The sequence below is a fragment of the Streptomyces viridifaciens genome (genome assembly GCF_001888885.2).
Taxonomy (GTDB): Bacteria; Actinomycetota; Actinomycetes; order Streptomycetales; family Streptomycetaceae; genus Kitasatospora; species Kitasatospora aureofaciens.
In genome coordinates this window covers 6802243-6826817 of record NZ_CP090841.1, presented here as the reverse complement: position 1 = coordinate 6826817, position 24575 = coordinate 6802243, and the positions used below count along the sequence as shown (strand labels likewise).

19 protein-coding genes are annotated in these 24575 nt (G+C 73.4%); 8 read left to right on the top strand and 11 right to left on the bottom strand.

Annotated elements, in window-relative coordinates:
- Window positions 1-497: 497 nt before the first annotated feature.
- Both BOQ63_RS37695 and BOQ63_RS37690 read right to left on the bottom strand, forming a co-directional pair.
- On the bottom strand, window positions 498-1346 hold the full coding sequence (locus tag BOQ63_RS37695; RefSeq protein ID WP_030278717.1) for a spermidine synthase: 849 nt from the start codon (window positions 1344-1346) through the stop codon (window positions 498-500).
- A gap of 29 nt (window positions 1347-1375) precedes the next feature.
- Window positions 1376-2347 carry an alpha/beta hydrolase gene (locus tag BOQ63_RS37690; protein WP_072656442.1) on the bottom strand — a complete coding sequence of 324 codons (972 nt, stop codon included), beginning with the start codon at window positions 2345-2347 and terminating at the stop codon, window positions 1376-1378.
- Window positions 2348-2593: 246 nt separating this feature from the next.
- Here BOQ63_RS37690 and BOQ63_RS37685 point away from each other — a divergent pair, with 246 nt between their 5' ends.
- Window positions 2594-3982 (top strand): selenium-binding protein SBP56-related protein, encoded by a 1389-nt coding sequence (locus BOQ63_RS37685; protein ID WP_072655779.1) that lies wholly within the window; start codon window positions 2594-2596, stop codon window positions 3980-3982.
- Here the strand turns inward: BOQ63_RS37685 and BOQ63_RS37680 are convergent.
- Window positions 3975-5252, bottom strand: a complete 1278-nt coding sequence (locus BOQ63_RS37680; RefSeq protein WP_030278723.1) for a globin domain-containing protein — start codon at window positions 5250-5252, stop codon at window positions 3975-3977. The genes BOQ63_RS37685 and BOQ63_RS37680 overlap by 8 nt on opposite strands.
- Before the next feature lie 100 nt (window positions 5253-5352).
- Window positions 5353-6249 (bottom strand): helix-turn-helix domain-containing protein, encoded by an 897-nt coding sequence (locus BOQ63_RS37675; protein WP_037828204.1) that lies wholly within the window; start codon window positions 6247-6249, stop codon window positions 5353-5355.
- Between the two features lie 144 nt (window positions 6250-6393).
- Here BOQ63_RS37675 and BOQ63_RS37670 point away from each other — a divergent pair, with 144 nt between their 5' ends.
- A complete protein-coding gene (locus BOQ63_RS37670) occupies window positions 6394-7482 on the top strand; it encodes an NAD(P)-dependent alcohol dehydrogenase (protein ID WP_072655777.1) in 1089 nt (362 codons plus the stop codon).
- 117 nt (window positions 7483-7599) lie between these two features.
- Here BOQ63_RS37670 and BOQ63_RS37665 read toward each other — a convergent pair whose 3' ends face one another.
- From BOQ63_RS37665 to BOQ63_RS37655, 3 genes are all read right to left on the bottom strand, one after another.
- On the bottom strand, window positions 7600-8190 hold the full coding sequence (locus BOQ63_RS37665; RefSeq protein ID WP_435820362.1) for a DUF6114 domain-containing protein: 591 nt from the start codon (window positions 8188-8190) through the stop codon (window positions 7600-7602).
- A gap of 2 nt (window positions 8191-8192) precedes the next feature.
- Complete coding sequence (locus BOQ63_RS37660; RefSeq protein ID WP_030278729.1) at window positions 8193-8846, bottom strand: DUF6230 family protein; 654 nt, start codon at window positions 8844-8846, stop codon at window positions 8193-8195.
- Between the two features lie 141 nt (window positions 8847-8987).
- Entirely contained in the window at window positions 8988-9740 is a 753-nt protein-coding gene (locus tag BOQ63_RS37655; RefSeq protein ID WP_072655776.1) for a TetR/AcrR family transcriptional regulator, read from the bottom strand.
- 306 nt (window positions 9741-10046) lie between these two features.
- Here BOQ63_RS37655 and BOQ63_RS37650 point away from each other — a divergent pair, with 306 nt between their 5' ends.
- The 3 genes from BOQ63_RS37650 to BOQ63_RS37640 all read left to right on the top strand — a co-directional run bounded on the left by BOQ63_RS37650 (window position 10047) and on the right by BOQ63_RS37640 (window position 13236).
- Window positions 10047-10718: a hypothetical protein gene (locus tag BOQ63_RS37650; RefSeq protein ID WP_030278732.1), complete on the top strand. Its 672-nt coding sequence runs from the start codon at window positions 10047-10049 to the stop codon at window positions 10716-10718.
- A 170-nt stretch (window positions 10719-10888) separates the two neighbouring features.
- The gene (locus tag BOQ63_RS37645) at window positions 10889-11797 is read left to right on the top strand and encodes an AAA family ATPase (protein WP_079183928.1); all 909 of its coding nucleotides are present in this window, start codon (window positions 10889-10891) and stop codon (window positions 11795-11797) included.
- Window positions 11794-13236, top strand: coding sequence for a vWA domain-containing protein (locus tag BOQ63_RS37640; protein WP_150476275.1), 1443 nt, complete (start codon window positions 11794-11796; stop codon window positions 13234-13236). The genes BOQ63_RS37645 and BOQ63_RS37640 overlap by 4 nt, the downstream gene beginning before the upstream one ends.
- A gap of 47 nt (window positions 13237-13283) precedes the next feature.
- Here BOQ63_RS37640 and BOQ63_RS37635 read toward each other — a convergent pair whose 3' ends face one another.
- A complete protein-coding gene (locus BOQ63_RS37635; protein WP_078938763.1) occupies window positions 13284-15494 on the bottom strand; it encodes an MMPL family transporter in 2211 nt (736 codons plus the stop codon).
- Between the two features lie 258 nt (window positions 15495-15752).
- Here BOQ63_RS37635 and BOQ63_RS37630 point away from each other — a divergent pair, with 258 nt between their 5' ends.
- Together BOQ63_RS37630 and BOQ63_RS37625 are read left to right on the top strand one after the other, a co-directional pair.
- A complete protein-coding gene (locus BOQ63_RS37630) occupies window positions 15753-16994 on the top strand; it encodes a sensor histidine kinase (RefSeq protein ID WP_078938765.1) in 1242 nt (413 codons plus the stop codon).
- The gene (locus tag BOQ63_RS37625; RefSeq protein ID WP_030278742.1) at window positions 16991-17725 is read left to right on the top strand and encodes a response regulator transcription factor; all 735 of its coding nucleotides are present in this window, start codon (window positions 16991-16993) and stop codon (window positions 17723-17725) included. Before BOQ63_RS37630 ends, BOQ63_RS37625 begins: the two co-directional genes overlap by 4 nt.
- On the opposite strand, the gene BOQ63_RS37620 is transcribed toward BOQ63_RS37625, so the two are convergent.
- The 3 genes from BOQ63_RS37620 to BOQ63_RS37610 all read right to left on the bottom strand — a co-directional run bounded on the left by BOQ63_RS37620 (window position 17722) and on the right by BOQ63_RS37610 (window position 23662).
- A complete protein-coding gene (locus BOQ63_RS37620; RefSeq protein WP_030278743.1) occupies window positions 17722-18690 on the bottom strand; it encodes an alpha/beta fold hydrolase in 969 nt (322 codons plus the stop codon). The genes BOQ63_RS37625 and BOQ63_RS37620 overlap by 4 nt on opposite strands.
- 152 nt (window positions 18691-18842) lie before the next feature.
- Window positions 18843-22334 carry a S8 family serine peptidase gene (locus BOQ63_RS37615; protein WP_030278745.1) on the bottom strand — a complete coding sequence of 1164 codons (3492 nt, stop codon included), beginning with the start codon at window positions 22332-22334 and terminating at the stop codon, window positions 18843-18845.
- Between the two features lie 473 nt (window positions 22335-22807).
- Window positions 22808-23662 (bottom strand): siderophore-interacting protein, encoded by an 855-nt coding sequence (locus BOQ63_RS37610; protein WP_030278747.1) that lies wholly within the window; start codon window positions 23660-23662, stop codon window positions 22808-22810.
- A gap of 91 nt (window positions 23663-23753) precedes the next feature.
- On the opposite strand from BOQ63_RS37610, the gene BOQ63_RS37605 reads away from it, so the two are divergent.
- Window positions 23754-24512 (top strand): TetR/AcrR family transcriptional regulator, encoded by a 759-nt coding sequence (locus tag BOQ63_RS37605; RefSeq protein ID WP_030278749.1) that lies wholly within the window; start codon window positions 23754-23756, stop codon window positions 24510-24512.
- The last annotated feature ends 63 nt before the right edge of the window (window positions 24513-24575 follow it).

The following is a 24575-nucleotide window of genomic DNA, read 5'->3' as shown; positions in this document are numbered from 1 at the left end:
CAGGAAGTCGACCACACCGACTTCTCGCGCCGACGGCGGCCCTCGCCACCGGCTTCCATCCGGCCCAACACCGGCCCTCAGCCACAGGCCATGCGGGTCGGCTGCAGCAGAAGTCGGCCAGACCGACTTCTGGTGCCGACCCGGGCCGACAATCCCCCGACCCTCGGCCTGACGAGGGGACCCGGCAACTGGCAGTGCCCCGGCCACGGGACCCGCGGGCCACGGGGTTCACCGCACGAGAAGTCGGCCTCACGACTCTGCTGGCGAAGTCGGTTGGGGTGGTTGTGGGACAGTAAGTGCCCGCCGGGCAGGAGCGGCGGTTTGCGCGGCTGCGCGAGTGCGGCCTGTTCCTCCACACCCGTCAGTGGCAGCAGCGGAGCGCCCGGCTGCGGGCCGACGAGTTCGACGAGCGGTTCCCCGGCCTGCTGCGCGCCGGCTGGACAACCTGGACGGCGTCGGCGGCGCTGTCGGACCGGGCGGAAGGCGGAGCCGCCGGATCAGCCGACGCTGAAGGCGCCGTCCGGCGGGGGCGGGGAGTCGGTGGCGTCGGCGTCGGTGACCGGGGCGGTGCGGCCGACCAGGGCGGCCAGTTCCTCGCCCTCGGTGAGCCGGGCCGGGAAGATGTCGCCCGCCAGCAGGCGGGTGAGCTCCGCCGTCGGGAGCGGCGCCGTCGAGCCGGCCAGCAGGATGTTGCCGTAGCGGCGCCCGCGCAGCACCGGGGCCTCCGCGACCAGGAAGACGTGCGGGAACACCGCCCGCACCGTTGCCGCCTGGGCCTTGGCGAAGGCCAGTGGCGGGCCGTCCGCCAGGTTGGCGGCGTAGCAGCCGCCGGGGCGCAGGGCGGCCGCGGCCAGCCGCAGGAACTCCACCGAGGTGAGGTGGGCCGGGGTGCGGGAGCCGTGGAAGACGTCCGCGATCACCAGGTCCTGCGAACCGGCCGGGGTGGCGGCCAGTGCGGCCCGGGCGTCGCCCACCGTCGCGGTGATGTCCGCGCCGGGGCCCTGCCAGGGCAGGTGCTCGGCGACGAGGTCGAGCAGCGGCCCGTCCACGTCCACCACCTGCTGGCGCGAGCCGGGGCGGGTGGCGGCCAGGTAGCGGGGCAGGGTGAGGGCGCCGCCGCCCAGGTGCAGCACGTCCAGGGGACGGCCGGCGGGGGCGAGGGCGTCCACGAGGTGGCCGATCCGCCGGGTGTACTCGAACTCGAGGTGGGTCGGGTCGGCGAGGTCGACGTACGACTGCGGGGTGCCGTCGAGGGTGAGCAGCCAGCCGCCGTCGCGGTCGATGTCCGGCATGAGCTTGGCGAAGCCGAGGTCGGTGGTCCGTCCGACCGGCACCGGCTCGTCCATGGACGGCTCGCCCGTGGCCGGCTCGTCCGTCACGCGTCCTCCCCCACCGGCCGGACGTCCAGGTAGGCGGCGAGCCAGTGGTCCAGTTCGGCGAACACCTTGGTACGCGCCGCCTCCCCGGAGAGCACCAGGTCGTGCATGCCGCCCTCGATCCGGACGACCGTGACGTGCCGCCCCATCTTCGGCCCCTGGGCGGCGATGTCGTCGGCCCGCAGCACGGCGTCGGCCTGGTGCAGGCCGTGGTGCCAGGTGGTGGTGGAGATGGACTTCGTCGAGGCCATCAGCAGCACCGGCACGTCGATGCCCAGTCCGCGCCGCAGCTGCCGGTGGCCCTGGTGGATCGCGGACAGCCAGCCCGCGTACAGCGGGAAGCCCTCGGCGGGCTTGAGCCGGAGGTCGAAGTCCCACTCGCCCTTGTGGTCCCGGTGCAGGCTGTGGGTGTAGTGCGGGTTGAGCGAGGAGGGCAGGATTCGGGTCGGCCTCAGCCGGCCGATCGCCGTCACCACCGGACCGCCGGCGGTCCGCACGGCCGCCCCGGCGGGCATGGACAGGAAGGGGCTGTTCAGGAACAGCCCGTCCACCACGCCCCGCCCGGCGCGGCGGCCCGCCCACAGGGCGCCGACCAGGCCGCCGGTGGAGTGCCCGTTCAGCAGCAGCTGCCGGTGGCCGTCGACCTCCCGGATGATCCGGACCGCCTCGTCGATCTCCTCGTCGTACTCGGCGAGGTCCCGGACGAAGTTCGGCGACTGGTGCGGCCGCAGCGAGCGCCCGTACTTGCGCAGGTCCAGGGCGTAGAAGGAGAACCCGAGCGCGGCATAGTGGTCGGCCAGGTTGGTCTGGAAGAAATAGTCGTTGTACCCGTGGATGTACAGCACGGCCCGCTCGGCCCCCGGCACCAGTCGCCGCACGAGGGTCGCGCAGACCGCTCCCTCGTCGTCGGCACGCAGCTCCAGCTCCGTCGCCTCGTAGGGGGCACCCAGGATGTCTTCCCGAAACTCCATCTGCCGCCGCACCCGTCCTCTGCTCCGCCCGCCGCCACGGCGGGTGACCACCCGTTCCGCCCCTGACCATACCGGCCGGTAGATCCGCGCTGCGCGGCGACGTCGGCGCAGGGCCTCGCCTCGCCGCCTGTCGCGCCCCTGACCAGGGTGGCCGTGCGCGCCTCCCGGCCGCTTCCCGTGCGCCTGCTGTGCGCCGGTGGTCGTGTGGAACGCTGCCCGGACGGACACGGCGAGTTGGGAGAACAGATGGATTCGTCGCTCTACCGGTCGGCTGCCGAGGCGATCGCGGCTCCGCCGGAGACCTTGGCGTACGTGGCCGGGTTCGACCGGTCGGGGCAACGGCCGGACGCCCTGCTGACCGTCGACACCGATCCGCAGTCGGCGAGCTACGGGAAGGTGCTCAACTTCGCCGAACTTCCCACACTGGGCGACGAGTTGCACCACTTCGGGTGGAACGCCTGCTCCAGCGCCCTGGCGCACGCCTGCCACGAGAACCCGGAGCGGCGCTACCTGCTGCTGCCCGGCCTGCGGTCCTCGCGGCTGCACGTGATGGACACCCACCCCGACCCGGTCCGGCCCCGGCTGGTCAAGACGGTGGAGGCCAAGGAGCTTGCGGAGCGGGCGGGCTACTCCCGGCCGCACACCCTGCACTGCGGCCCGGACGGCGTCTTCCTGTCCTGCCTCGGGGCGGCGGACGGCGGCGACGGGCCCGGCGGGGTGGCGCTGCTCGACCACACCACCTTCGACGTGCTGCGCCCCTGGGAGACCGAGCGCGGGCCGCAGCACTTCGCCTACGACGTCTGGTGGCACCTCGGGACGGACGTCGGGGTGACCAGCGAGTGGGGCACCCCGTGGATGGTCGAGGACGGCGTGCTGCCCGAGCAGCTGCTCGGCCGCAAGTACGGGCACGCACTTCACTTCTGGGAGCTGGGCACCGGGCGGCACCTCCAGCGGGTCGACCTCGGGGACCAGTACCAGATGGTGCTGGAGCTGCGCCCGGCGCACGACCCGCAGGCGGAGTGGGGGTTCGCCGGCGTGGTGGTGAACGTCGAGGACCTCTCCTCCTCGGTGTGGCTCTGGTACCGGGAGGGCCCGGCGTTCACCGCGCGCAAGGTGATCGAGATCCCGGCGGTACCCGCCTCGGCCGACGAACTGCCCCCCGCGCTGCAGCCCTTCGTCGCCGTGCCGCCGCTGGTGACGGACATCAACCTGTCGGTGGACGACCGCTGGCTGTACGTCTCGGCCTGGGGCACCGGCGAGCTGCTCCAGTACGACGTCTCGGACCCGTTCCACCCCCGGCTCGCCTCCTCGGTGCGCCTGGGCGGGATCGCCGCCCGGACGCCGCACCCGGCCGAGCCGGGGCGTCCGCTGAACGGGGCCCCGCAGATGGTGGAGATCAGCCGGGACGGGCGGCGGCTCTACCTCACCAACTCCCTCTACGGCGCCTGGGACGACCAGTTCTACCCGGACGGGATCGACCCCTGGCTGGTCAAGCTGGACGCCGACCCGGTCAACGGCGGGCTGAGCATCGACGAGCGCTTCTTCCCGCACGGCGCCGACTTCCGGGGGCTGCGCGTCCACCAGACCCATCTGGGGGGCGGCGACGCCTCCTCGGACTCCTACTGCTTCAGGTAGGACGTGACCACCGGGAGAGCACCTGGTCGTACCGAACCCGTGCCGACGGAAGCCCCGCCGCCAGCAGTTCGGACCGCACCGAGGCGACCATCCCGGCCGGCCCGCTGACGCAGGCCAGGTGTTCGCGCCAGTCCCCGGCGGCGGCGACGGTGTCGGCGAGGCGGCCGACCGTCACCGGGGTGATGGCCAACCAGGGTTTGTGCAGGCCGAGTTCGGCCAGCGCGGACCAGTCGTAGAGGTCGGCCCGGTCGCGGGCGCCGACGAAGAGGTGAACGCGGCGGCCCGGCGGACGGTGCAGCGCCTGCTGTTCGACGATCGCCTTCATCGGGGCGAGTCCGGTGCCGCCCGCGACCAGCAAGAGGTCGCGGGACCCGCCCCGGCCGTCGCCCTCGGGCAGCAGGCCGCCGCGCGGCGGGCCGAGGCGCAGCCGGTCGCCGACGGCGGTGCGCTCGACCAGGGCCGCGCTGACACCGCCGGGGCCGGTCCGGCGGACGTGGAACTCCAGCTCGTTGCCGCCGCGCGGGGCGCAGCCGATCGAGTACTGCCGCCAGGTGTGCGGCAGCGCCGGGTGTTCGACCGTGCCGTACTGGCCGGCCCGGTAGGGGTACGGCTCGCCGGTGCGCACCCGCAGGACGGCGAGGTCGGGGCGGCGGCGCTCGTGGCCGGTCACCACGGCGTGCCAGTACGGGGGTTCGGCGAGCGCGGAGTCGGCGCCGGCGACCATCGCGCCGACGGCGAAGCGCAGCATCCGCACCCAGGCGGCTTCGAGGCCGTCCGTCCAGTGCTCGCCGGCCCGGTGCCGGATCGCCGCGCACAGGGCCTCCTCGAAGGCCTCGTAGTGGACCGGGCGGACGCCCAGTTTCCGGTGGTCGCGGCCGAGCTGGCGGAGCGTCCGGGCCAGTTCGGCGGGCCGGTGGAGGTGGTCGACCAGGTGCTGGAGGACGCGTTCCAGGTGGGACTGCTGGAACTCCATCGAGGCGGGGAAGAGCGCGCGCAGGTACGGGCGGCGGCGGAACATGACCGCGTAGAGGTGGTCGATCAGCTCCGACAGCGGGGCGACCAGGTCGAGGTCGCGCCGGATCACCTGCTGGTCCACGGAGCCGTCGTAGCCCTCGTGGCCGGCGGAACCCGGATCGGCTCCGGGAGCGGCCTCCGACGGACCGGCGGGGGTGAGGAGTTGGCGCCGCAGTCTCATCGCGTGGTGGCGGGCGATCAGGCGGTCGTACTCGGCGGTGGCGGTGGCGGCATCGGCCGTGCGGCTGTTGTCCATGACCGATCCAGTCAACTGCCCACCGCCGCGCGCGAGAAGGGCCGATGGCCCCGGACCGACCCGGGACCATCGGCCCTCCGTGAACCGACGGCGCTGCCCGCTACCGGTTCTGCTCGGCGACCCGGCCGGCCCGGTCGGCGGGCTCCGGCCGGAGCTCGGTGGCGTCCCAACTCGCCAGCAACCGCAGGGATTCGGCGGACGGCGAACCCGGCTCGGCGTGGTAGGCGACCAGCACCTGGTCGGCGTCCCCGGCCGGGCGCAGCGTCTCGTACTGGAGGCTGAGCGGCCCGACCACCGGGTGGTGCAGGCGCTTGGTGCCGTGGCCCTTGTCCTGGATCCGGTAGGTGGCCCAGAGGCTGCGGAAGTCCTCGCTCTTGACTGAGAGTTCGCCGATCAGCGAGGCGAGTCCCCGGTCGTCCGGGTAGCGCCCGGCGTCCAGCCGCAACAGGCCGACGACGTCGCCGGCCTTGGTCTCCCAGTCCTCGAAGAGCTCGCGGGCGGCCGGGTCGAGGAAGACGTGCCAGGCGATGTTGCGCTGCTCGGGCGGCATCGCGGCGAAGTCCCCGAGCAGGGCGGCGCCGAGCCGGTTCCAGGCGATGATGTCGAGCCGCCGTCCGAGGACGTACGCGGGCACGCTCTCCATGGTGTCCAGCAGCTGCTGGAGCGCGGGCCGCACCCGCTGCGGGCGGGTGGGCCCGGTGCCGCCGGGGCGGCGGCGGGCGGGCTTGGTGAGCCGGCCGAGGTGGTCGCGCTCGGCGGGGCCCAGCCGCAGCACCCGGGCGATGGCGTCCAGCACGGCGGCGGAGACGTTCTCGCCGTGGCCCTGTTCGAGCCGGGTGTAGTAGGCCGTGCTGACTCCGGCGAGCTGGGCCAGCTCCTCGCGGCGCAGCCCGGGCACCCGCCGGCGGGTGGTGCCGCCCGGCAGGCCCACGTCCTCGGGCCGCAGGCGGGCGCGGCGGGATCGGAGGAACTCGCTGAGTTCGGTGCGCTGGTCCATGAGTGCAGTATGCGGGCCGCAGGAACCGCCGGGGCACGGGCGAGGGTGATACTGCCGTGCGTAGGTTCCGCAGTCGTACGTTCCGCTTTCGTGCGATGAACTCCGACCTGGTTGGGCCCGCCGGGCCGCCGCAGTCTGGTGGGCATGACGAACGAGACGACGCAGAGCACGACCCCGACCGGCACCACCCGCACCGTCGCCGCCTACGCGGCCCCGAGGCCGAAGGCCCCGCTGGCGAAGACCACCGTCACCACCCGGGCCGTCGGCGAGCACGACATCGTGATCGACATCAAGTACTCCGGCATCTGCCACTCCGACATCCACCAGGTCGGCGAGGACTGGGGCAGCGGGACCTTCCCCATGGTCCCGGGCCACGAGATCGCCGGCGTGGTCGCCGAGGTCGGCCCGGGCGTCACCCGCTGGCAGGTCGGCGACCGGGTCGGCGTCGGCTGCTTCGTCGACTCCTGCCGGGAGTGCGACAACTGCCGGGCCGGCCTGCAGCAGTACTGCCAGGGCGAGGGCGGGATGGTCTTCACCTACAACGACACCGGCAGGGACGGCCGGCCGACGTACGGCGGCTACGCCGCAGAACTGGTGGTGGACGAGGCGTACGCGCTGCGCATTCCCGACGCCCTGCCGCTGGACGCCGCCGCGCCGCTGCTGTGCGCGGGCATCACGCTGTACTCGCCGCTGGCGCACTGGGGCGCCGGCCCGGGCAAGAAGGTCGCGATCGTGGGCCTGGGCGGGCTCGGCCACATGGGTGTGCAGCTCGCCCACGCGATGGGCGCGGAGGTCACCGTGCTCAGCCAGTCGCTGCGCAAGCGCGAGGACGGCCTGCGGCTCGGCGCGGACCACTACCGGGCCACCTCCGACCCGACGACCTTCGAGGAACTCGCGGGCAGCTTCGACCTGATCGTCAACACGGTGTCCGCCGATCTCGACCTGACCGCCTACATCGGCCTGCTGCGCACCGACGGCACCATGGTGCAGGTCGGCGTGCCGGAGAAGCCGGTCTCGCTGCACCCGTTCCCGCTGGCCATCGGGCGCCGCTCGCTGGCGGGTTCGGCGATCGGCGGGCTGCCGGAGACCCAGGAGATGCTGGACTTCTGCGCCGAGCACGGCATCACCGCGCGGATCGAGCTGATCCGGGCCGAGCAGATCAACGAGGCGTACCGGCGGGTGCTGGACGGCGACGTCCGGTTCCGCTTCGTGATCGACGCCTCGACGATCTGACCGTCCCACCGCCAGGCCGCCAGGCCGCCAGACGGACGGCCAGGACGGAACGCCCCGCTCAACCTGTGCTCTCCCACCACAGTTGAGCGGGGCGCCGTCGATGACTCCCGGCGGCCGTCAGACCCCGGCCCGCGCCGCCCGGCGCTGCGCGCGCCGGTCCTCCCGCCGCTGGCGCCCACGGCGCAGCGGCTGGTCGGGCAGCCACCCGAAGGTCAGGCAGGCGCCGACCACCCCGAGCAGCATCCCGATCAGGAAGCCGCCGAGGTTGGAGGTCACCCAGCTGGCCAGCGAGGCGAGCACCGCGAGGACGGAGTAGAACAGCCGCTGCGTCGGGTTGAACAGGATCAGCAGCCCGCACAGCAGCATCACCGAGGGCACCAGGTACCCCGCCAGGCCCACCAGCGAGATGTGCAGCAGGAGGGGCAGCGGGGCCCACAGCGTGAACAGGATCTCGGCGCCGCCGAGCGTCACCAGCAGCCCGCCCCAGAACGGTCGTCGGCCCCGCCAGTCACGCCTGACCGGACCCGCGAGGCTCGCGGGCGCGGCGGTCGGAGCGGACGCTTCGGACGCAGCGGGAGCTGCGGCGGGGCCTGCGGCGGGGGCGGTGGCCGGGGCGGGGGTGGCGGCCGTCCCCTGGGCCGTCACCGCCTCGGCCCGCGCCACGGTGCCCTCGCCGGTCGCAGCCGGCTCCGGTACGGACTCCGTCATGCTCAGCAGCCCTTGGAGCTGAAGCTCAGCCGCAGGTTGGGCAGTTTGAACCCGACGGCGGTGCTCGCGTAGTTGTGCTGGTTGAGGTGGGTCAGCTGGACGTGGTCGGCCTGCTGGCCGAAGACGCCCTTGCCGCCCTTGCCGACGTCGCCGGCCTTGGTGTAGGTGCTGGCGTCGCCGCCGATCTCGATGTTCTTGAACTCCGCGTCGCCGGACAGCAGGTCGGAGTCGGTGGTGAGGTCGGAGGCGGACACCGGGGTGCCCTGGTCGCCCGCGTGGATCACCAGGTTGACGCCACCGAGGTCGACGCTCTGGCACAGGTTGGTGATCTCGGCGGTCTTGATCGCCGACACCGCGACCAGCACCTGACCGCCGGTGTGGCCCTGGTTGGGGCTGCCCGGGATCATGTGGTCCAGCGAGCCGAACTGGGCGAAGCCGTCGCCGTCGAGCTTGTCGGCGGTGATGGTGAACGGCATGCCGGAGATGGAGAACTGCGCGGCGAGCACGCCCTGGGCGGTGAGGGTCATCAGGATGCCCCCGACGGCGACGGCCGGTACGGCCATCAGGGCGGTGCGCTTGATCCGTACCCGGCCTCTTCTGGTCCCGGTCGGCGTCGGGGTCTCCGCCGCGACGGCGGCGTCCTCGGACATGGCCATGTGTGCTCCCTGTGGACGGAAATGGGTGTGCAGGCACTGGCACGTTGCCCTGGCGCGGACAGCGTTGTGCGCGTCCCGGCCGGGCCGTCCGCCGCTCGGCGGCGGGGTCGGTCCGGTCGGGGCGCGGTGAGTAACTGGAAGCTACTGCTGGGTAGTTGCCGGGTCAATACGGGTGCACGAAGGATCTTCACCGATCCTCGACCCGAGTCGCCGGTCCGCCTCGGCCGGCCCGAGGAATGGCGCCAGGCAGAACATGCCCAACACCGGCAGCAGTTCCGGCAGTTGATCGGTACGACCGGAGGCGATCCGCCGGTAGATCGCGCTGTACACACCGCCCACCACCGCGTCCACCATCTCCTGCACCCTTACACCGCACGGAAGTTGTGGCACCTCGGCAAAGAACACCCGGAATCGGGTGAGGAGTTGATCGCGCTCGCGCCGACCGGCGGGCCCGACCGCCTCGATCTCGATCACCGCCATGGTCGCGAAGGACGGTGTCCCGGCCAGGAGTTGGAGCATCGCTCCGAGCGCCTCCCGGATCCCCGCGCACCAGTCGGATTCGGCCGCGAAGGCCGCCGCCATCCGCCGGACCACCACCCCGGTGCCGAACCGGTGCGCGGCCAGGAAAGCGTCCTCCTTGCCGTTGAACAGCTCGTAGAAGACCGGCCTGGTCACCCCGGCCGCCCGGCAGATGTCGCTGACCGTCGCGTGCTGGTAGCCGCGTTCGGCCACCGTCCGGACCAGCCCGTCCAGCAGCCGCTCGCGCTGGGTCGCGGCGACCACTCCGGCGGGCTGCCGGCGCGGGCCCGGCTTGATCGACCTGGCCGGATCACGGCCGGTGCGGGCACCCGGCAGGAGGAGCACGTCGGAACTCCGGAGGTTCTTGGGATCCATCACCAACTCCTGTGTCCTGTATTGACATTGACGCAACGCCCGGTTTACAACACTGCCAGGTTTCCGACCGGTCGGTGCGCAGGCCACCGTCGACCGACTCCGACACCGCTGCACTGCACTCAACACCGCCGAACCGCACGAGCGGGCCCGTGGCGCCGGGCCCGCCCCCAGTGCCTGTCCGCCGGCCCGCACCCACTCGCGCTCCGCCGGAGCTCCGGTTCGCCGTGCACCTCCCCCGTCGTGCACACCACCACACCCGCACGCGGGGATTCCCCCACCCGTCCCCGGACGGAGAGAGGCACCCTCATGCGCATCCGTCGCACGCTCGCAGCCGCATCCCTCGCCGCCATCGCCCTCACCGGTGCCGCCGTGGCACCCGCTCAGGCCTCCGCCGCCGCCGTCCTGACCCAGGGCGGCTCGAGCGGCCCGGCCATCGCCGTCGGCGACACCCTGGTCGCCAACCTCGCTTCCGGCACCGCCGCCACCTTCACCGACGGCCCCGGCAGCACCAACGGCGTCAGCTGCGCCAACTCCTCGTTCTCCGCCACCGTGACGTCCAACCCGTCCGCCCCCGGCAGCGCGACCGAGCAGCTCAACAGCCAGTCCTTCGACTCCTGCACCTCCAGCGTCTTCGGCGTGATGAGCGTGCAGAGCGTCACCGCCACCAGCCTGCCCTACACCAACACCGTCACCTCCGGCTCCGGCAACAACGTGTCGCTCAACGGCACCAGCGCCGGCCCGGTGGGCATCACCGTGGTGCTCAACACCCTGCTGGGCACCGTCAACTGCGTCTACCAGAGCCCCAGCGGCATCACCGGCTCCACCTCGAACAGCAGCAACTCCATCAGCTTCGCCGACCAGGCCGCCACCCTGGTCTCCGGCCCCGGCCTGTGCTTCTCGACCGGGTACTTCAGCGCCACCTACGGCCCGGTCACCGACACCTCGGCCGCCGGCAACCCGGTCCTGTACGTCAACTGACGCCCCGGGGACGGCGGAATTACACGAGCGGCGTACAACGGGCAGCAGCCCGTCGTACGCCGCTCCACCGTGCCCTTCCCGGCCCCGCGACAAGCAAGTGACCGGCCGGTAGGGTGGCGCCGCGCGGGCCCGACGGAACGGGCCCGGCGAACCGGAACGGGGCGCGGCAGATGACCAGCGGCAGCGGCGGGAACGGCGGCGTCAACGGGAACGGCGACGGCATGGGCTTCTTCACCTCGGTGGCGGACACCGCCGAACGGCTCGCCGCGACCGGCTACCTCGCCTCCACCGCCGTGGCCACCACCGTCTTCCTCGCCGACCGGCTCGGCAAGCCCCTGCTGGTCGAGGGCCCCGCCGGGGTCGGCAAGACCGAACTCGCCAAGGCCGTCGCCGAGCTGGGCGCCGCCCGGCTGGTGCGACTGCAGTGCTACGAGGGCATCGACGAGGCCCGCGCCCTCTACGAGTGGAACCACGCCAAGCAGCTGCTGCGGATCACCGCCGGCCGCGACGAGGGCTGGGACCGGGCCCGCGACGACATCTTCGGCGAGGAGTTCCTGCTCACCCGCCCGCTGCTCACCGCCATCCGCGGCGAGGAGCCCACGGTGCTGCTGATCGACGAGATGGACAAGGCCGACGTCGAGGTCGAGGCCCTGCTGCTGGAGGTGCTCAGCGACTTCCAGGTGACCGTCCCCGAACTCGGCACCGTCACCGCCACCCGCCGCCCCTTCGTCCTGCTCACCTCCAACGCCACCCGCGAGCTCTCCGAGGCGCTGCGCCGACGGTGCCTCTTCCTCCACCTCGACTACCCGGACGCCGAGTTGGAGCGGCGGATCGTCCGGCTCAAGGTGCCCGGCCTGGACGACACCCTGGCCGCCTCGCTGGTCCGGGTGGTCGGCGCGCTGCGCGCCATGGAACTGCGCAAGGCACCGTCCGTCGCCGAGACCGTCGACTGGGCCCGCACCCTGCTCGCGCTCGGCGCCGACAGCCTGGACGAGACCGTCGTCCGGGAGACTCTCGGAGTGATCCTCAAGCACCAGGACGACATCCGCAAGGCCACCCAGAAGCTCACCCTCGCATGACCGCGGCAGGCCCCGCCGACACCGCCGCCCGGCTGACCGGCCTGGTCCGCGCCCTGCGCGGGCACGGCCTGCGGATCGGCCCGGCCGAGACGGTGGACGCCGCCGCCGTGCTCGACGTCCTCGGCTTCGCCGACCGAGAGCAGATGCGGGCCGGCCTGGCCGCCGCCCTGCTGCGCTCGGACGGCCAGCGGAAGGTCTTCGACGCCGTCTTCGACCTGTTCTTCCCGCTCGGTGTCGGCACCCCGGAGGCCCTGCGCGTCGAACCGCCGCCCGCACCGGACGACCCCGAGCCGCCCCGCTTCGGCCGCCCCGACCCACTGCGCGACCAACTGCGCGAACGCCTCGCCGCCGCCCTCGCCGCCGACGACCGCGCCGCCCAGGCCCGGCTGGCCGGCGAGGTCGTCGAGGCCTTCGGCCGGTACGGCACCGGCAGCACCCCCGGCTCGGACGGCTGGTCCGCCCACCAGGCCCTCGGCCGCCTCTCCCCCGAGACCCTGCTCGCCCGGATCCTCGCCGCGCTGCGCGAGGACCCCGGACGGGAGGGCCCCGCCCGGGAGGACCTCTCCGAACGCGTCCTCGCCGACGAGATCCGCCGCCGCATCCAGGACTTCCGCGCCCAGGTCACCGGCGAGGCCCGCCGCCGGGTCGCCGAACTGCGCGAGCCCGAACGGATCGCGGAGCGCGCCGTCGCCCCCAGCACCGACCGGATCGACTTCCTCTACGCCGGCCGCGAGCAGCTCGCCGAACTGCGCCGCACCGTCCACCCGCTGGCCCGCAAACTCGCCACCCGGCTGGCCGCCCGGCGCCGCCGCGCCGCCCGGGGACAGATCGACCTGCGCCGCACCCTGCGTCGCTCGCTCACCACCGGCGGAGTCCCGCTGCGCCCGGCGTACCGGCTGCGCCGCCCGGGTCGGCCGGAGCTGGTGCTGCTGTGCGACGTGTCCGGCTCGGTGGCGGGCTTCGCCGACTTCACCATGCTGCTGGTCCAGGCGATGGGCGAGCAGTTCAGCAAGGTCCGGGTGTTCGCCTTCGTCAACCGCACCGCCGAGGTCACCGACCTGCTGCGGCGCGGCCAGGACGACCCGGCCCGTCTCGCCGCACGCATCCTCGCCGAGGCCAGGGTGATGGGCCACCACGGCAACAGCGACTACGGCTCCGCCCTCGGCGAGTTCGCCGACCGCCACCCGGACGCCGTCGGCCCCCGCACCTGCGTGCTCGTCCTCGGCGACGCCCGCAACAACCACCGCGACCCCAACCTGGACGCCCTGCGCCGGATCTCGGCCCGGGCCCGGCGGGTCTTCTGGCTCAACCCCGAACAGCCCGCACTCTGGTCGACCGGCGACTCCGCCGCCCCGGCCTACGCGGACGTCGTGGAGATGCACTCCTGCCGCAACGCCCGCCGCCTCGGCGAACTGATCGCCCGGCTGCTGCCGGTCTGACGCCCCGGAGAACGGCCGGGACGTCAGACCGCTGCGGCCGGGAACCGTCACCCGAGGCGCAGGTGATCCGGGGCCGACCGCGGGGTGGCGACCGGCGGGCGGTCGGCGGACGGCGGCGCGACCGGGGTGGGGCGCAGCGGCCACCAGAGGGAGCGGCCGAGGAGGGCCGCCGCGGCCGGGACGGTGACGAGGGAGAGGACCAGGGCGGAGAGCAGGATCCCGAGGGTCAGCGAGAAGGCGACCTGCTCGCTGCCCGGGGTGGTGGCCAGGGTGGCGAAGGAGCCGGCCAGCACCAGGCCCGCCGTGGCGATGGCGGGGGCGGTGTACCGGACGGCGCGGGCCACGGCGGCGCGGGCCGGGCCGGGCCGGTGCATCTCCTCGCGGATGCGGTCGGTGATCAGGATGTTGTAGTCGGTGCCCAGGGCGACCACGAACAGGAACAGCACCAGGGGCAGCGTGAAGGCGACGCCGGGCTCGCCCAGGCCGTGCTGGAACAGCAGGGTGGCGGCGCCGAGGGTGGCGGCGAAGCCGAGGCCGACCGCGAGCATCAGGGCCAGCGGGGCGAGCAGGCTGCGCAGGAGCAGGAGCAGTATCAGGGCGATCAGCGCGGCGGCGACCGGGAAGACCACGGTCAGGTCGTGGTCGACGGCGGTGGAGATGTCGGCGAAGATCGCCGCCGTGCCGCCGACGTGGCCGGTGGTCCCCTGCGGTGCGTGCGCGGCGACCGCGGCGCGGACCGGGCCGGAAGCGAGGTCGCGGGCCCGCTGGCTCTGCGGGTCGGCGTTCAGGTAGAGGTCGATCCGGGCCGCGCGGTGGTCGTCGGCGAGGACGGTCCGGCCCACCTGGCCGACGCCCTCGACCCCGGTCAGGGCGTGGGCGAGGCCGTCGAACCGGCCGGCGTCGAGGGTGCCCCCGTCCTTGGCCACCAGGTAGACGGTCGTCGGGTCGGACACCCCGGCCGGCAGGGCACGGGCGATCTCCTCGGCGGTGGCGGTGGCCGGCGTCCTGGTGTCGTCGGCCTGGCCGTAGTTCATCCGGAGCCCGGCCGTACCGGCGGCCAGCGCGCCGAGCAGCGCGACGGAGGCGAGCAGCAGCGCCAGCGGCCGGCGGGCGACCAGGTCGCCGAGGCGGGCGGCGAGGCCCGGTCGCGGCACCCGCCGCAGGCTGCGCGACGGCCAGAACATCTTGCGTCCGCAGGCGGCCAGCAGGGCGGGCATCAGGGTCAGGCTGCCCAGCAGCATGACCAGCACGGCGACGGCGATGGCCGGGCCGAGGGAGCGGAACAGGCCGAAGGTCGCCACGCCCAGGGTGGCGAAGGCGGCCACGATGGTCAGCGCGGCGGAGGTGATCGCGGTACCGACCCGGCCGGACACCTGGGCGGCGGCCTCCCGGGCGGGCTGCTCGGGCCGCGCCCGCAACTGCTCGCGGAACCGGAAGAGCAGGAACAGCAGGTAGTCGACGCCGATGCCGAGCAGGACCACGGAGATCAGGCTCGGGGTGCTGGCGTCCAGCTTGAGGCCGGTGAGCGAGGCCGCGCCGGCCACGGCGCCGGTGGCCGCGCCCCCGATCACGGCGACCGCGAGCAGCGGCAGCACGGCGGCGAGGACGCTGCGGAACACCAGCACGTTGAGCAGGACGATCAGTCCCGTGACGAGGGCGCTGCCGATCGTCGCGGCGGTCCGGTTGGCGTCGGCGCTGTCCGACACCTGGGCGAGGCCGCCGGTGAACCCGGTGCGCATGCCGAGGTCGGCGAACCGTGTGCGGGCGTCGTCCCGGAAGGCCTTGAAGACGCCCTGCACGCCCTCCTCCGAGGCGTTGCCGGTGAACTCGACCGAGAGCAGTTCGAAGGTCCGGTCGGGCGCCACCGTCGCGGGGGCGATCCGGGGCGTCTGGGAGCGGTCGGTGACGAGGAACTCCGGATCGTCCGCCCGCCGGGGCATCGTGACCCGGTGGGTGGCGAGCTTCGCGGCCTCGGACTCGATCCGCTGCTGGTCGGCGGCGCCGAGCGCCTTGCCGTCGGTCCGGGCGACCAGCACCGTGACCGTGGTGGCGTCCGACTTCACGCCGAAGTGTTCCTCCCCGATCCGCTGCGCGGCGGCCGAGTCGTAACTCCGGGGCAGGAAGTCCCCGCTCTGGGACTCGGTCACCCGGGACATCAGCATCGGGCCCAGGACCCCCAGCCCCATGCCCAGCACCGCCCACAGGGCGATGACCTTCCATGCGTGTCTGGTGGAGAACCCGGTCAGTGCGCGGATCACTGTTCCTCCGGCTGATGGACGCGAACGTCGGCCTCGGCGCCGGGTTTTCCCGGCCCGTCCCAAGACCATCAGGCGAGGGGGTACCGGAGCGTCCGAGCAGCGGACGATCCGGAACAGGGCCCGCGCTCCCCCACCTGCGGCGGAACCGGGACCGTGGTCCTGGTCCGGCCCCCGCGCCCTCGGCCTCCGGGAGCACGTGCGGGCCGGTCGGCCGATGCCAGAATGGGCGGGTCAGCGATGATCAACCGGGAGGACCAGATGAGCGGGCACCAGCCCGACAGCCGTACGGCGGACGCCGTCCCCGCGGGCGGCACCGTGCCCACGGAGGGCACCGTCGTCGGCCTGTCGTGGAGCCGCCCCGACGCCCTGGTGGCCATCGGGGCCGGCGCCATCGACCTGCTCGGCTACCTGTTCCTCGGCGAGGTGGCCGGCGCCCGCGGCCTGACCGTGCCCGGCCTCGCCCTCATCGTGCTGTCCGCCCTGCCGCTGCTCGCCCGGCACAGCCGTCCGGTGCCGGTGCTCGCCGCCGTCCTGGTGCTCCAGGCGGCGATCGACCTGACCGCCCCGATCGGCCCGCACTTCGGCGCCGTGCTGACCGTCGCCCTCTTCTCGGTCGGCCGCAGCCGGAGCGTCCCGGTCACGCTGGCGGCCGTCGTGCTGACGGCCGCGGCCACCACGCTGAGCCAGGTCGGTTTCCACGCCCCGCTCTGGCAGCAGGTCGTCGCGGACCCGCTCTCCGCCGTCCTGGTGGGCTGCGCCGGCCTCGTGGTCGCGCGCTGGCAGCGCGAGGTGGACGCCAACCGGCGGCTGCAGGCCGACCGCGCGGTGGCCGAGGAACGCCGCCGGATCGCACGGGAGCTGCACGACATCGTGGCCCACCACATCACCACGATGCAGCTGATGGCGGGCGGCGCCCGCGCCAACCTCGACCGGCCGGAGGTGGTCCGGGACGCCCTGGTCACCCTGGAGTCCTCCGGACGGCTGGCGCTGCGCGAGATGCGCCAGCTGCTGAACGTCCTACGGGCCGGCGACGAACCGGAGTCCGTCCCGCCGCTGCCCCAGCCCGGGGCGGACGAGGTGGTCCGGCTGGTGGACGAGTCCTGCCTGGCCGGGCTGCCGACCGAGCTCACCGTCGACGGGCCCCGGCGCCCGCTGCCGCCGACCGTCGGCCTGACCGTGTTCCGGATCGTCCAGGAGGGCCTGACCAACGCCCGCAAGTACGCCGGCCCCGCCCGGGCGTCCGTCCGCCTGGCGTACCACCCGGACCGGATCACCGTCGAGGTTCGGGACGACGGCGGCGGCACGCCGCCGGAGCGCGCGCCGGGCACCGGCCCGGCCGGGTACGGCCTGCTCGGCATGCGCGAGCGCGTCGCCCTGCACGGCGGCACCCTGACGGCCGGCCCCCGGCCGGAGGGCGGCTTCGCCGTGCGGGCCGAACTCCCGCTCTCCTGCGACGAATCGGCCGAGGCGGCCGTCCAGCACGGGCAGGAGATCCGGTGACCGACCGCAGCCACCCGGGCGACGGCGCCGGCACCGCCGTCAAGGTGCTCGTCGTGGACGACCAGCCGCTGGTCCGGCGCGGCCTGTCGCTGATCCTCTCCCCCGACCCGTCCCTCCACGTGGTCGGCGAGGCCGAGGACGGGGAGCAGGCCGTCGCCGCCGCCCTCCGGCTGCGCCCCGACGTCGTGGTGATGGACATCCGGATGCCCGTCCTGGACGGCGTCGGCGCGACGGAACGACTGGCCCGGGTGCTGCCCGACTGCCGGGTGCTGGCCCTCAGCACCTTCGACATGGACGAGTACGTGGTGGCCGCGCTGCGCGCCGGCGCCCACGGGTTCCTGCCCAAGGACGTCTCCCCGGAGGACCTGGCCGCGGCGATCCGGACCGTGCACGCCGGGGAGGCGGTGGTCGCCCCGCGCCTGCTCACCCGGCTGATCTCGACCTACGTCCGGGCACCCGTCGCGGCCGCCGCCCCGGCGCCGCCCGCGCCCGGCACCGGCGAGCTCACGCCCCGCGAGGTCGAGGTCTGGCGGCTGATCGCCACCGGCCTGGACAACGCCGCGATCTCGCTGGCCCTGGACATCAGCCAGTCCACCGTGAAGAACTACATCACCAGCATCTTCGGCAAGCTCGACGTCCGGGACCGCGCCCAGGCCGTCATCGCGGCCTACGAATCCGGCCTGGTCACCGCCCGCACGGGCAACGGCGACCAGGCCGAACGGAGCGGCTAGCCGTCCAGGCTCTTCAGGAAGTCCAGCAGCGCCTCGGTCACCTCGGCCGGGCGCTCCTGCTGGGTCCAGTGCCCGGTGTCCGGCAGCCGGACGTGCCGGTGCAGCCTGGGCAGCCGGCCCAGCAGGTGGGCCAGGGCCTCCGGCGGCACCATCGCGTTGACCAGGTCCTGCTCGCCCGCGACGTACAGCGCCGGGACCTCGACCGTCACGCCGGTGAAGGCGGCCAGCAGTTCGGCGTTGCGGTCCAGGTTGCGGTACCAGTTGAGCCCGCCGGTGAAGGCCTGCCCGCCGTGCCGTGCGTAGTCGGCCGTGAAGGCGTCGAGATCGGCGTCGGTGAGCCAGTCCGGCAGCTCCTCGGGCTCGGGGACGGTCTCCAGCAGGGCCTTGCCCTCGGGCACGATCCACGGGCGCGGCACGCCGTCCGGCTGGACGCCGCACAGGATGCGCCGCAGGCTGGACTTGATGTCGGCCGCCAACTCGGCGTCGGCCCGGCCCGGCTCCTGGAAGTAGAGCTGGTAGAAGCCGTCCCCGAAGTTCTCCCGGGCGGCCCGCAGCGGCGGCGGCCCGCCGATCGGCAGTGGCGGCACGCTCAGCCCGGCGACGCCGCGCACCAGGTCCGGGCGCAGCGCCGCGGTGGCCCAGGCGACCGGTGCGCCCCAGTCGTGCCCGACGACCACGGCCCGCTCCGCGCCGAGCGCGCCGATCAGCGCGGTCACGTCGCCGACCAGGTGCAGCAGGGTGTACTTGTCGGCGTCCGCCGGCTGCGAGCTGCGGGCGTAGCCGCGCTGGTCGGGGGCGACCACCCGGTACCCGGCGGCGGCGAGCGGTGCGAACTGGTGCCGCCAGGAGTACCAGCTCTCCGGGAAGCCGTGCAGCAGCAGGACCAGCGGCCCCTCCCCCTGTTCCGCGAGGTGCAGCCGTACGCCGTTCACCTCGACGTGGCTGTGCTCGATCGCCTCGTTCAACTCCCGCTCCCGGTTCGGCCCGACGGATGGTCAGTTCGATCCGAACCTGCCCAGCGCGGCGGGTCCGGAATCCCGGGGGGCCGAAGCGGCCGAGGCCGCCCCGGAGTTCCCGGGACGGCCTCGGCCTCAGCTACCGCTGAACTGATTGAGCGTCAGTTCACCGTGTAGCTGTAGGGGATCGCCGCGAGCACCGCACCGGTGGTGCCGAGGCTGTTGTTGGCGGTCGGCACGAACGTCGGGCCGGACACCAGGTAGAGCACACCCTTGACCGTGCTGCCCTTCGGGCCGTTCGGGGTGAGGGTCACCTGCAGCGAGCCGGTGGCGCCGGGGGCGACGGTCACCGGGGCGGCGGCCGGGGCCGAGGCGTTGACACCGGAGGCGTACGGGTCACCGGTGCTGGAGGTCAGCGCCGGGTCGAACGCCAGGGTGTGCGCGGTGGCGGTGATGGTGGAGGTGCCCTTCGGCGCGCCGGCGGGGCCGAACGGGCCGATCTGCTGGACGAAGGTGCCCCAGGCACCCGGGACGACCGGCTGCTCGGCGCTGCCCTTGGAGGTGGCGACCGAGATGGTCGAGCCGTCCTGGGCCTTCTTCAGGTCACCGAAGAGGTCCGGCGAGGCGGTGGTGGCGCTCAGCTCGACCTGCGCCGGCGTCGTGGACGCCGCCACGGCCTTGAGCTGGTCGGTGCCCGGGGGCACCAGGAAGCTCGGCACCGAGGAGGTGAGGCTCAGCGGCAGGTTGACGCTGGCCGAGGCACCCTGCGGCACCAGCGGCAGGTCGACGCGCTTGTCGAGGCGGCCGTCGGCCGCGATCGACTGGGGGGCGACCGTGTTGTTGGTGTAGTTCACGTTGACGGTGACCGGCTTGCCGGCCGCCAGCTTGGTCTTCGCGTCGTTCGGCAGACCGGCCGCGGTGGCCTGGTTCTGGTTGAGCGCGATGGTGCCGGCGAAGTCCTGCGAGAGCTCCTGGCCGCTGACCGGGCCGAGCACGTTCAGGACGAAGCGCCAGTGGCCCTCGGCCGGGTTGACCGTGGTGGCCGAGACGCCGTTGGCGGTGCCGGTCACGTTGCCCTGGGCGTCGAACAGCGCGTTGCCCTCGATGTCGATCGGGGTGCCGTTCGGGCTGATCAGCGCGCCCTGCATGAACAGGTTCGCGTCCTTGGCGACGGTGACGCCGACCCGCAGGTCCTTCTGGCCCTTCGGGACGTCGAAGCCGTAGGCGAACATCTGCGTCGGCGAGGAGCCGCGGCCGTTGCCGCCGGTGATGGTGCCGGTGAAGGTGCCCTTGCCGTCCTTGACCGGGACGAGGCTGCGCAGCACGACCGGAACGCTGGTGGTGTTGCCGTTCGAGCTGGAGACCACGACGGCCTCGCTGCTGTCACCGCTGGTCGCCGGGGTGGTGAGCTGGACCTTGAGGGTCTTGGTCTCACCCGGCTTCAGGTCGGTGGTGTTCGGGCTCACCGAGCCGGCCGGGACGGCGCGCTGGGTGGAGGTGCCGAACTGGACGTCGCCGGTGTAACCGGCCTTGCCCGCCGGGGTGTAGAGGACCGCGGTCCACTCGCCGGCCACCGGGTGCGGGACGTCGACCAGGCCGTAGTTGGCCGGGGTGGCGCCGCCCTGCGGACGGGTGTTGGTCTCGAAGCGGCCCGACGGGTCGAGCAGCGTCATGCGGACCACGGGGCCGTTGGTGACCGGGTTCGGGCCGCCGTGCCAGGCGATCGACGCCGCGAGGCGGTCGGCACCGGCCGGAACGGTGAACTTGACCTGCTTCTGCACCCAGGTGGCACCGTTGGTGGCGTACTTGAAGGTGTCGGTCGCGGACGAGTCCAGCTTGACGGTCTGCTGGTTGTTCGCCTGCGGGGCGAAGCTGCGGGTGGTGGCGCTCACCGACTGGGTCTCGTCACTGGTGTTGGTGACGGAGACGTCGGCGGTGTGGGTCGAGCCCGGGGTGCCGGAGATGTTGACCTGGCCGGTGTTGACCACGACGGTGCGGGCACCGTCGGTGCCGTCGCCGTCGTCGTAGCCGCGGGCGGCCTCGACGGCGGCCCGGACGTTCAGCAGACCGGCGCCCTGCTCCTCGGCCGGGACGCCGAGGTCGGAGGCGGTGCCGGTGATGAACTTCTTCACCAGCGCCGGGGACGGCGAGTCGCCGCCGTGGGTGTCACGGTAGGCCTGGATGACCAGGGCCGCGGCACCGGTGACGAACGGGGCGGCCTGGCTGGTGCCACCGAACGACTGGATGTTCGTGGGCTTGCCGTTGAAGTTGGTGCAGTCCGCGAACTTGGAGGTGTCGGCGGTGCACAGCGCCCAGTCCGACTCGCCCGGGGCGACCAGGTCGAGGGTCCGGCCGGCCTGGGTGAAGCCACCCGAGGACAGCGCGGAGATCCGGCTGTTGCTCCAGGTCCCGTTGGAGAACTTGGAGGCCGCGTAACCGGTCTGCTGGTAGTTCTGGTTGTCCGTCGAGGCGCCGACCGAGATCACGTACGGGTCGGTGGCCGGGGTGCCGATGGTGCCGCTGAGGCCCGCGTCACCGGTGGAGACGGCGACGGTGACACCGGCCTTGACGGCCTGCTCGTTGAAGAGCGCGATGGTGTCGTGGGCGCCGCTGTCCGGGGTGACGTTGCCGCCGAAGGACTCGTTCAGCACGTCCACGTGGGCGACCCGCACCGCGTAGTCGATGGACTGCAGGATCGACGAGTTGGACATCATCTCGCCGCCGGCCTTCAGGGCGACCAGGTCGGCGTCCGGGGCGAGGCCGCGGATGTGGATGTTGCAGCCGGCCGGCAGCGGGTGCGAGGCGTTGACCCACTGCGAGACGTCGTAGGTCTGACGGCCCTGGGCGATGACCGCCGAAGCGTCACCGAAGGCCTCGGCGCCACCGCTCGGCGTGTTCCAGCCCTCACCGGAGAAGTCCTGGTAGTCGACCACGGCGTGCGAACCGTCGGCCCGGATGAAGTCCGGGTTGTTCGGGTCGAGCGCATCGGCGATGTAGGCGACCTTGACGCCCTTGCCGGTGGCCAGGTTCTCCACGCCGGGGTTGCCGTTGCCGGTGTAGGCGTGCACCGAGTAGAGGCCCTCGGGCTCCATCAGCGGCTTGGACGGGTCCGAGGGGCAGACCGTGTTGGTCGCGTTCTCCTGGGAGGCCTGGCCGTTGCTGCCCGTAACGGCCTTCGACGCGTCGCCGGACGTGCCCGAGGACGCGGCCGCGGTGTCCGCGTCCTTCTTGGCCTTGGTCCCGGCGACCGGGGCGACCTGGACCTGGGTGTCCGCGACGACGGCGGCGACCGCCGGGTCGGCCTGCAGCGAGGCGCGCAGGGCCGGGCTGACCGTGGCCGAGAAGGCGTTGCCGACCACGAAGCTCTTGACGTTGGTGCCGCCGTTGGCCTTGACCTTGTTCAGCAGCGGCGCCTGAGAGCCGGCGGTCTTCTGCTGACGGGCGCCCAGGTGGCCGTGGTCGGCCGGGGCGTCCGCTATCTGGTCCTTCAGGATCACGATCACCGGTGCCGGCGCCCCGTCCGAGGACGCCGCCTGGGCGTTCTGCGGGTCCTGGGCCGGAGCTGCGCTCGCGATGGTCCCGAGGCTCAGGACCATGGACGCGGCGGTGACGGTGACGGCGGCTGCTAGCTGGGTCTTGCGCCAGCCGATCAATGGACATCCTTTCGTCTGATGAGACGTCAGGTTGCACGGCTGAGCGTACCCGGATCCTGGTCGGACGCGTGTGCTCCGGACCGCGCGTCCCGACAGCGGTCGCATTCCAGCGCATCCGACACGACCGCGACAAGGGGGGAAATCCCCATCAGAAAGTAAAAATGACCATCAGAAAGTAAAATACACAGTATAAATCCGGCGGCGTCCGCCCCTTTTTCACCGATCAGGGACGGTCGGAGAACGGTGAGAACTGACCGATCGACCGGCAAAAAGCGCCGGTGGCGAACTCTGGCCACCGGCGGAACATCGCCACCGGCTGCCTACTTGTCGACACTGCGACCCTTCCTTCCCCGTCGACCGCAGCCGAAACAACGCACTTCGACGGCGCCGGGCGGACGGCGCGCGGGCGCCGGGGAGTTCGTCCACACACCTCCACGCGCCTGCGCCGCCCGGCGGGTTCCGGTCACGCGCCGTCAGGAGGAGGCGGCCAGCCGCTCCCGGGCGTCCGCCAGGTCCTCGGCCGTCGGCGCGTCGTCCTGGGTCAGCCGGTGGCGCCAGTACCCGGTGAAGTCGACGTCCCGCTTCGGCACCCCCCGCTCCTCGACCAGGTGACGGCGCACCGCCCGTACCGCCCCCGCCTCCCCGGCCAGCCAGACGAAGGGCCGGCCGCCCGGCAGTGCGGCCTCCCGGAACACCCCGGTCAGCAGGCTGCCCGGAGCCGCGCCGTCCCGATACAGCCACCGCGCCTCCAAGTCGGCACGGCTGCGCAGCTCCTGGCGTTCCGCCCGGTCCGCGACCTCGATCCAGGCGTACGCCCGCACCCCCTCGGGCAGCGCCTCCAGCAGCGTCGCCATGGCCGGCAGTGCCGTCTCGTCCCCGGCCAGCAGCACCCAGTCGGCCTGCGCCGCGGCCTCGGCGAACGGGACCGGCGGGGCGTACAGCACGGACGGCCCGACCAGGCCGAGCCGGTCCCCCGGTGCGGCCCGCAGCGCCCAGGCGGCGGCCGGGCCCGCGTCGCCGTGCAGCACGAAGTCGACCTCGATCCGGCGGGTGCCGGGGTGCCGGCGGCGCAGGGTGAAGCTGCGCAGCAGCGGGCGCTCGGCCTCGGGGACGGCCAGGTAGGCCTGGTACCAGCCCATCGGGTCGTCCTGCTGGGCGGGCAGCACCGGCAGGCGCTGCCCGGGGCGCGGGAAGCACAGCTTGAGCTGCTGGTCGGGCGTCGTGCCCACACTGTCGGCCAGGGCCTCGGCCTCGAAGGTGACCCGGGCGGTGCGCGGCGTGATCCGGTCGACCGCCATGACCTCGAGGAAGGTGACGGGCAGTGTCATCGCGAAACCCCTTCGATGCGGAATGCTGATAACCTTACGGCATAAAGAGTTGCCGTCGGACCGGTACTTTACGCCATAAGGAGATGCCTGGATGACCGTCTACGCCGGGCAGGGAGACCCCGATCGCTCGCTCGCCCTGCTGTGGGGCGGCGAGGAACCGCGCACCGGGCGCAGCGGCCCGAAACCGGGTCTGAGTGTGGACGCGATCGTGTCCGCCGGAATCGCGGTGGCCGACGCCGAGGGGATGTCCGCCCTGTCGATGCGCGCCGTGGGCGAACGGCTCGGCCGCACCGCGATGGCGCTCTACACCTACGTGCCGGGCAAAGCCGAACTGCTCGACCTGATGCACGACCGCGTGCTCGCCGAACTCCCCGGCGGACTCCCGCTGTCGGACGGCTGGCGGGCCGCCGTCACCGCCTGGGCCGAGGACCTCTACGCCTGCTACCTGCGCCACCCCTGGGTACTCCAGGTCTCGCAGGCCCGCCCCGTCCTCGGACCGGCCGAACTCACCGCGATGGAACGCCTGTTGGCAGCCCTCCAGCCGGCCGCGCTCGCCCCGGAACGACTGCGCGGAGCGGTCGCCGCACTCTGGCAGTTCGTCCGTGGCACGGCCGCCACCACCGCGGACGCGCGCGGCGCAGCGGCCGCCACCGGCGTCGCCGACGAGGACTGGTGGAACGCCCGCTCGGCCCGACTCGCCGAACTGGCACCGGACTTCCCGCAACGCTTCCCGCTGCTCACGGCCCTGCAGAGCGCCGGCGGCGGCGCGCCCGAGGACAGCGGCCGGGAGGCCTTCCGCACCGGACTCGCGGTGCTGCTCGACGGGGTGGCCTCGGGGGCCGGGAGCTGAGGCGCTCGGGCCGAACGGGTCAGCCCCGGTTGGTCGGCCATGGTGGCTCAGCCCCGGCGGGTG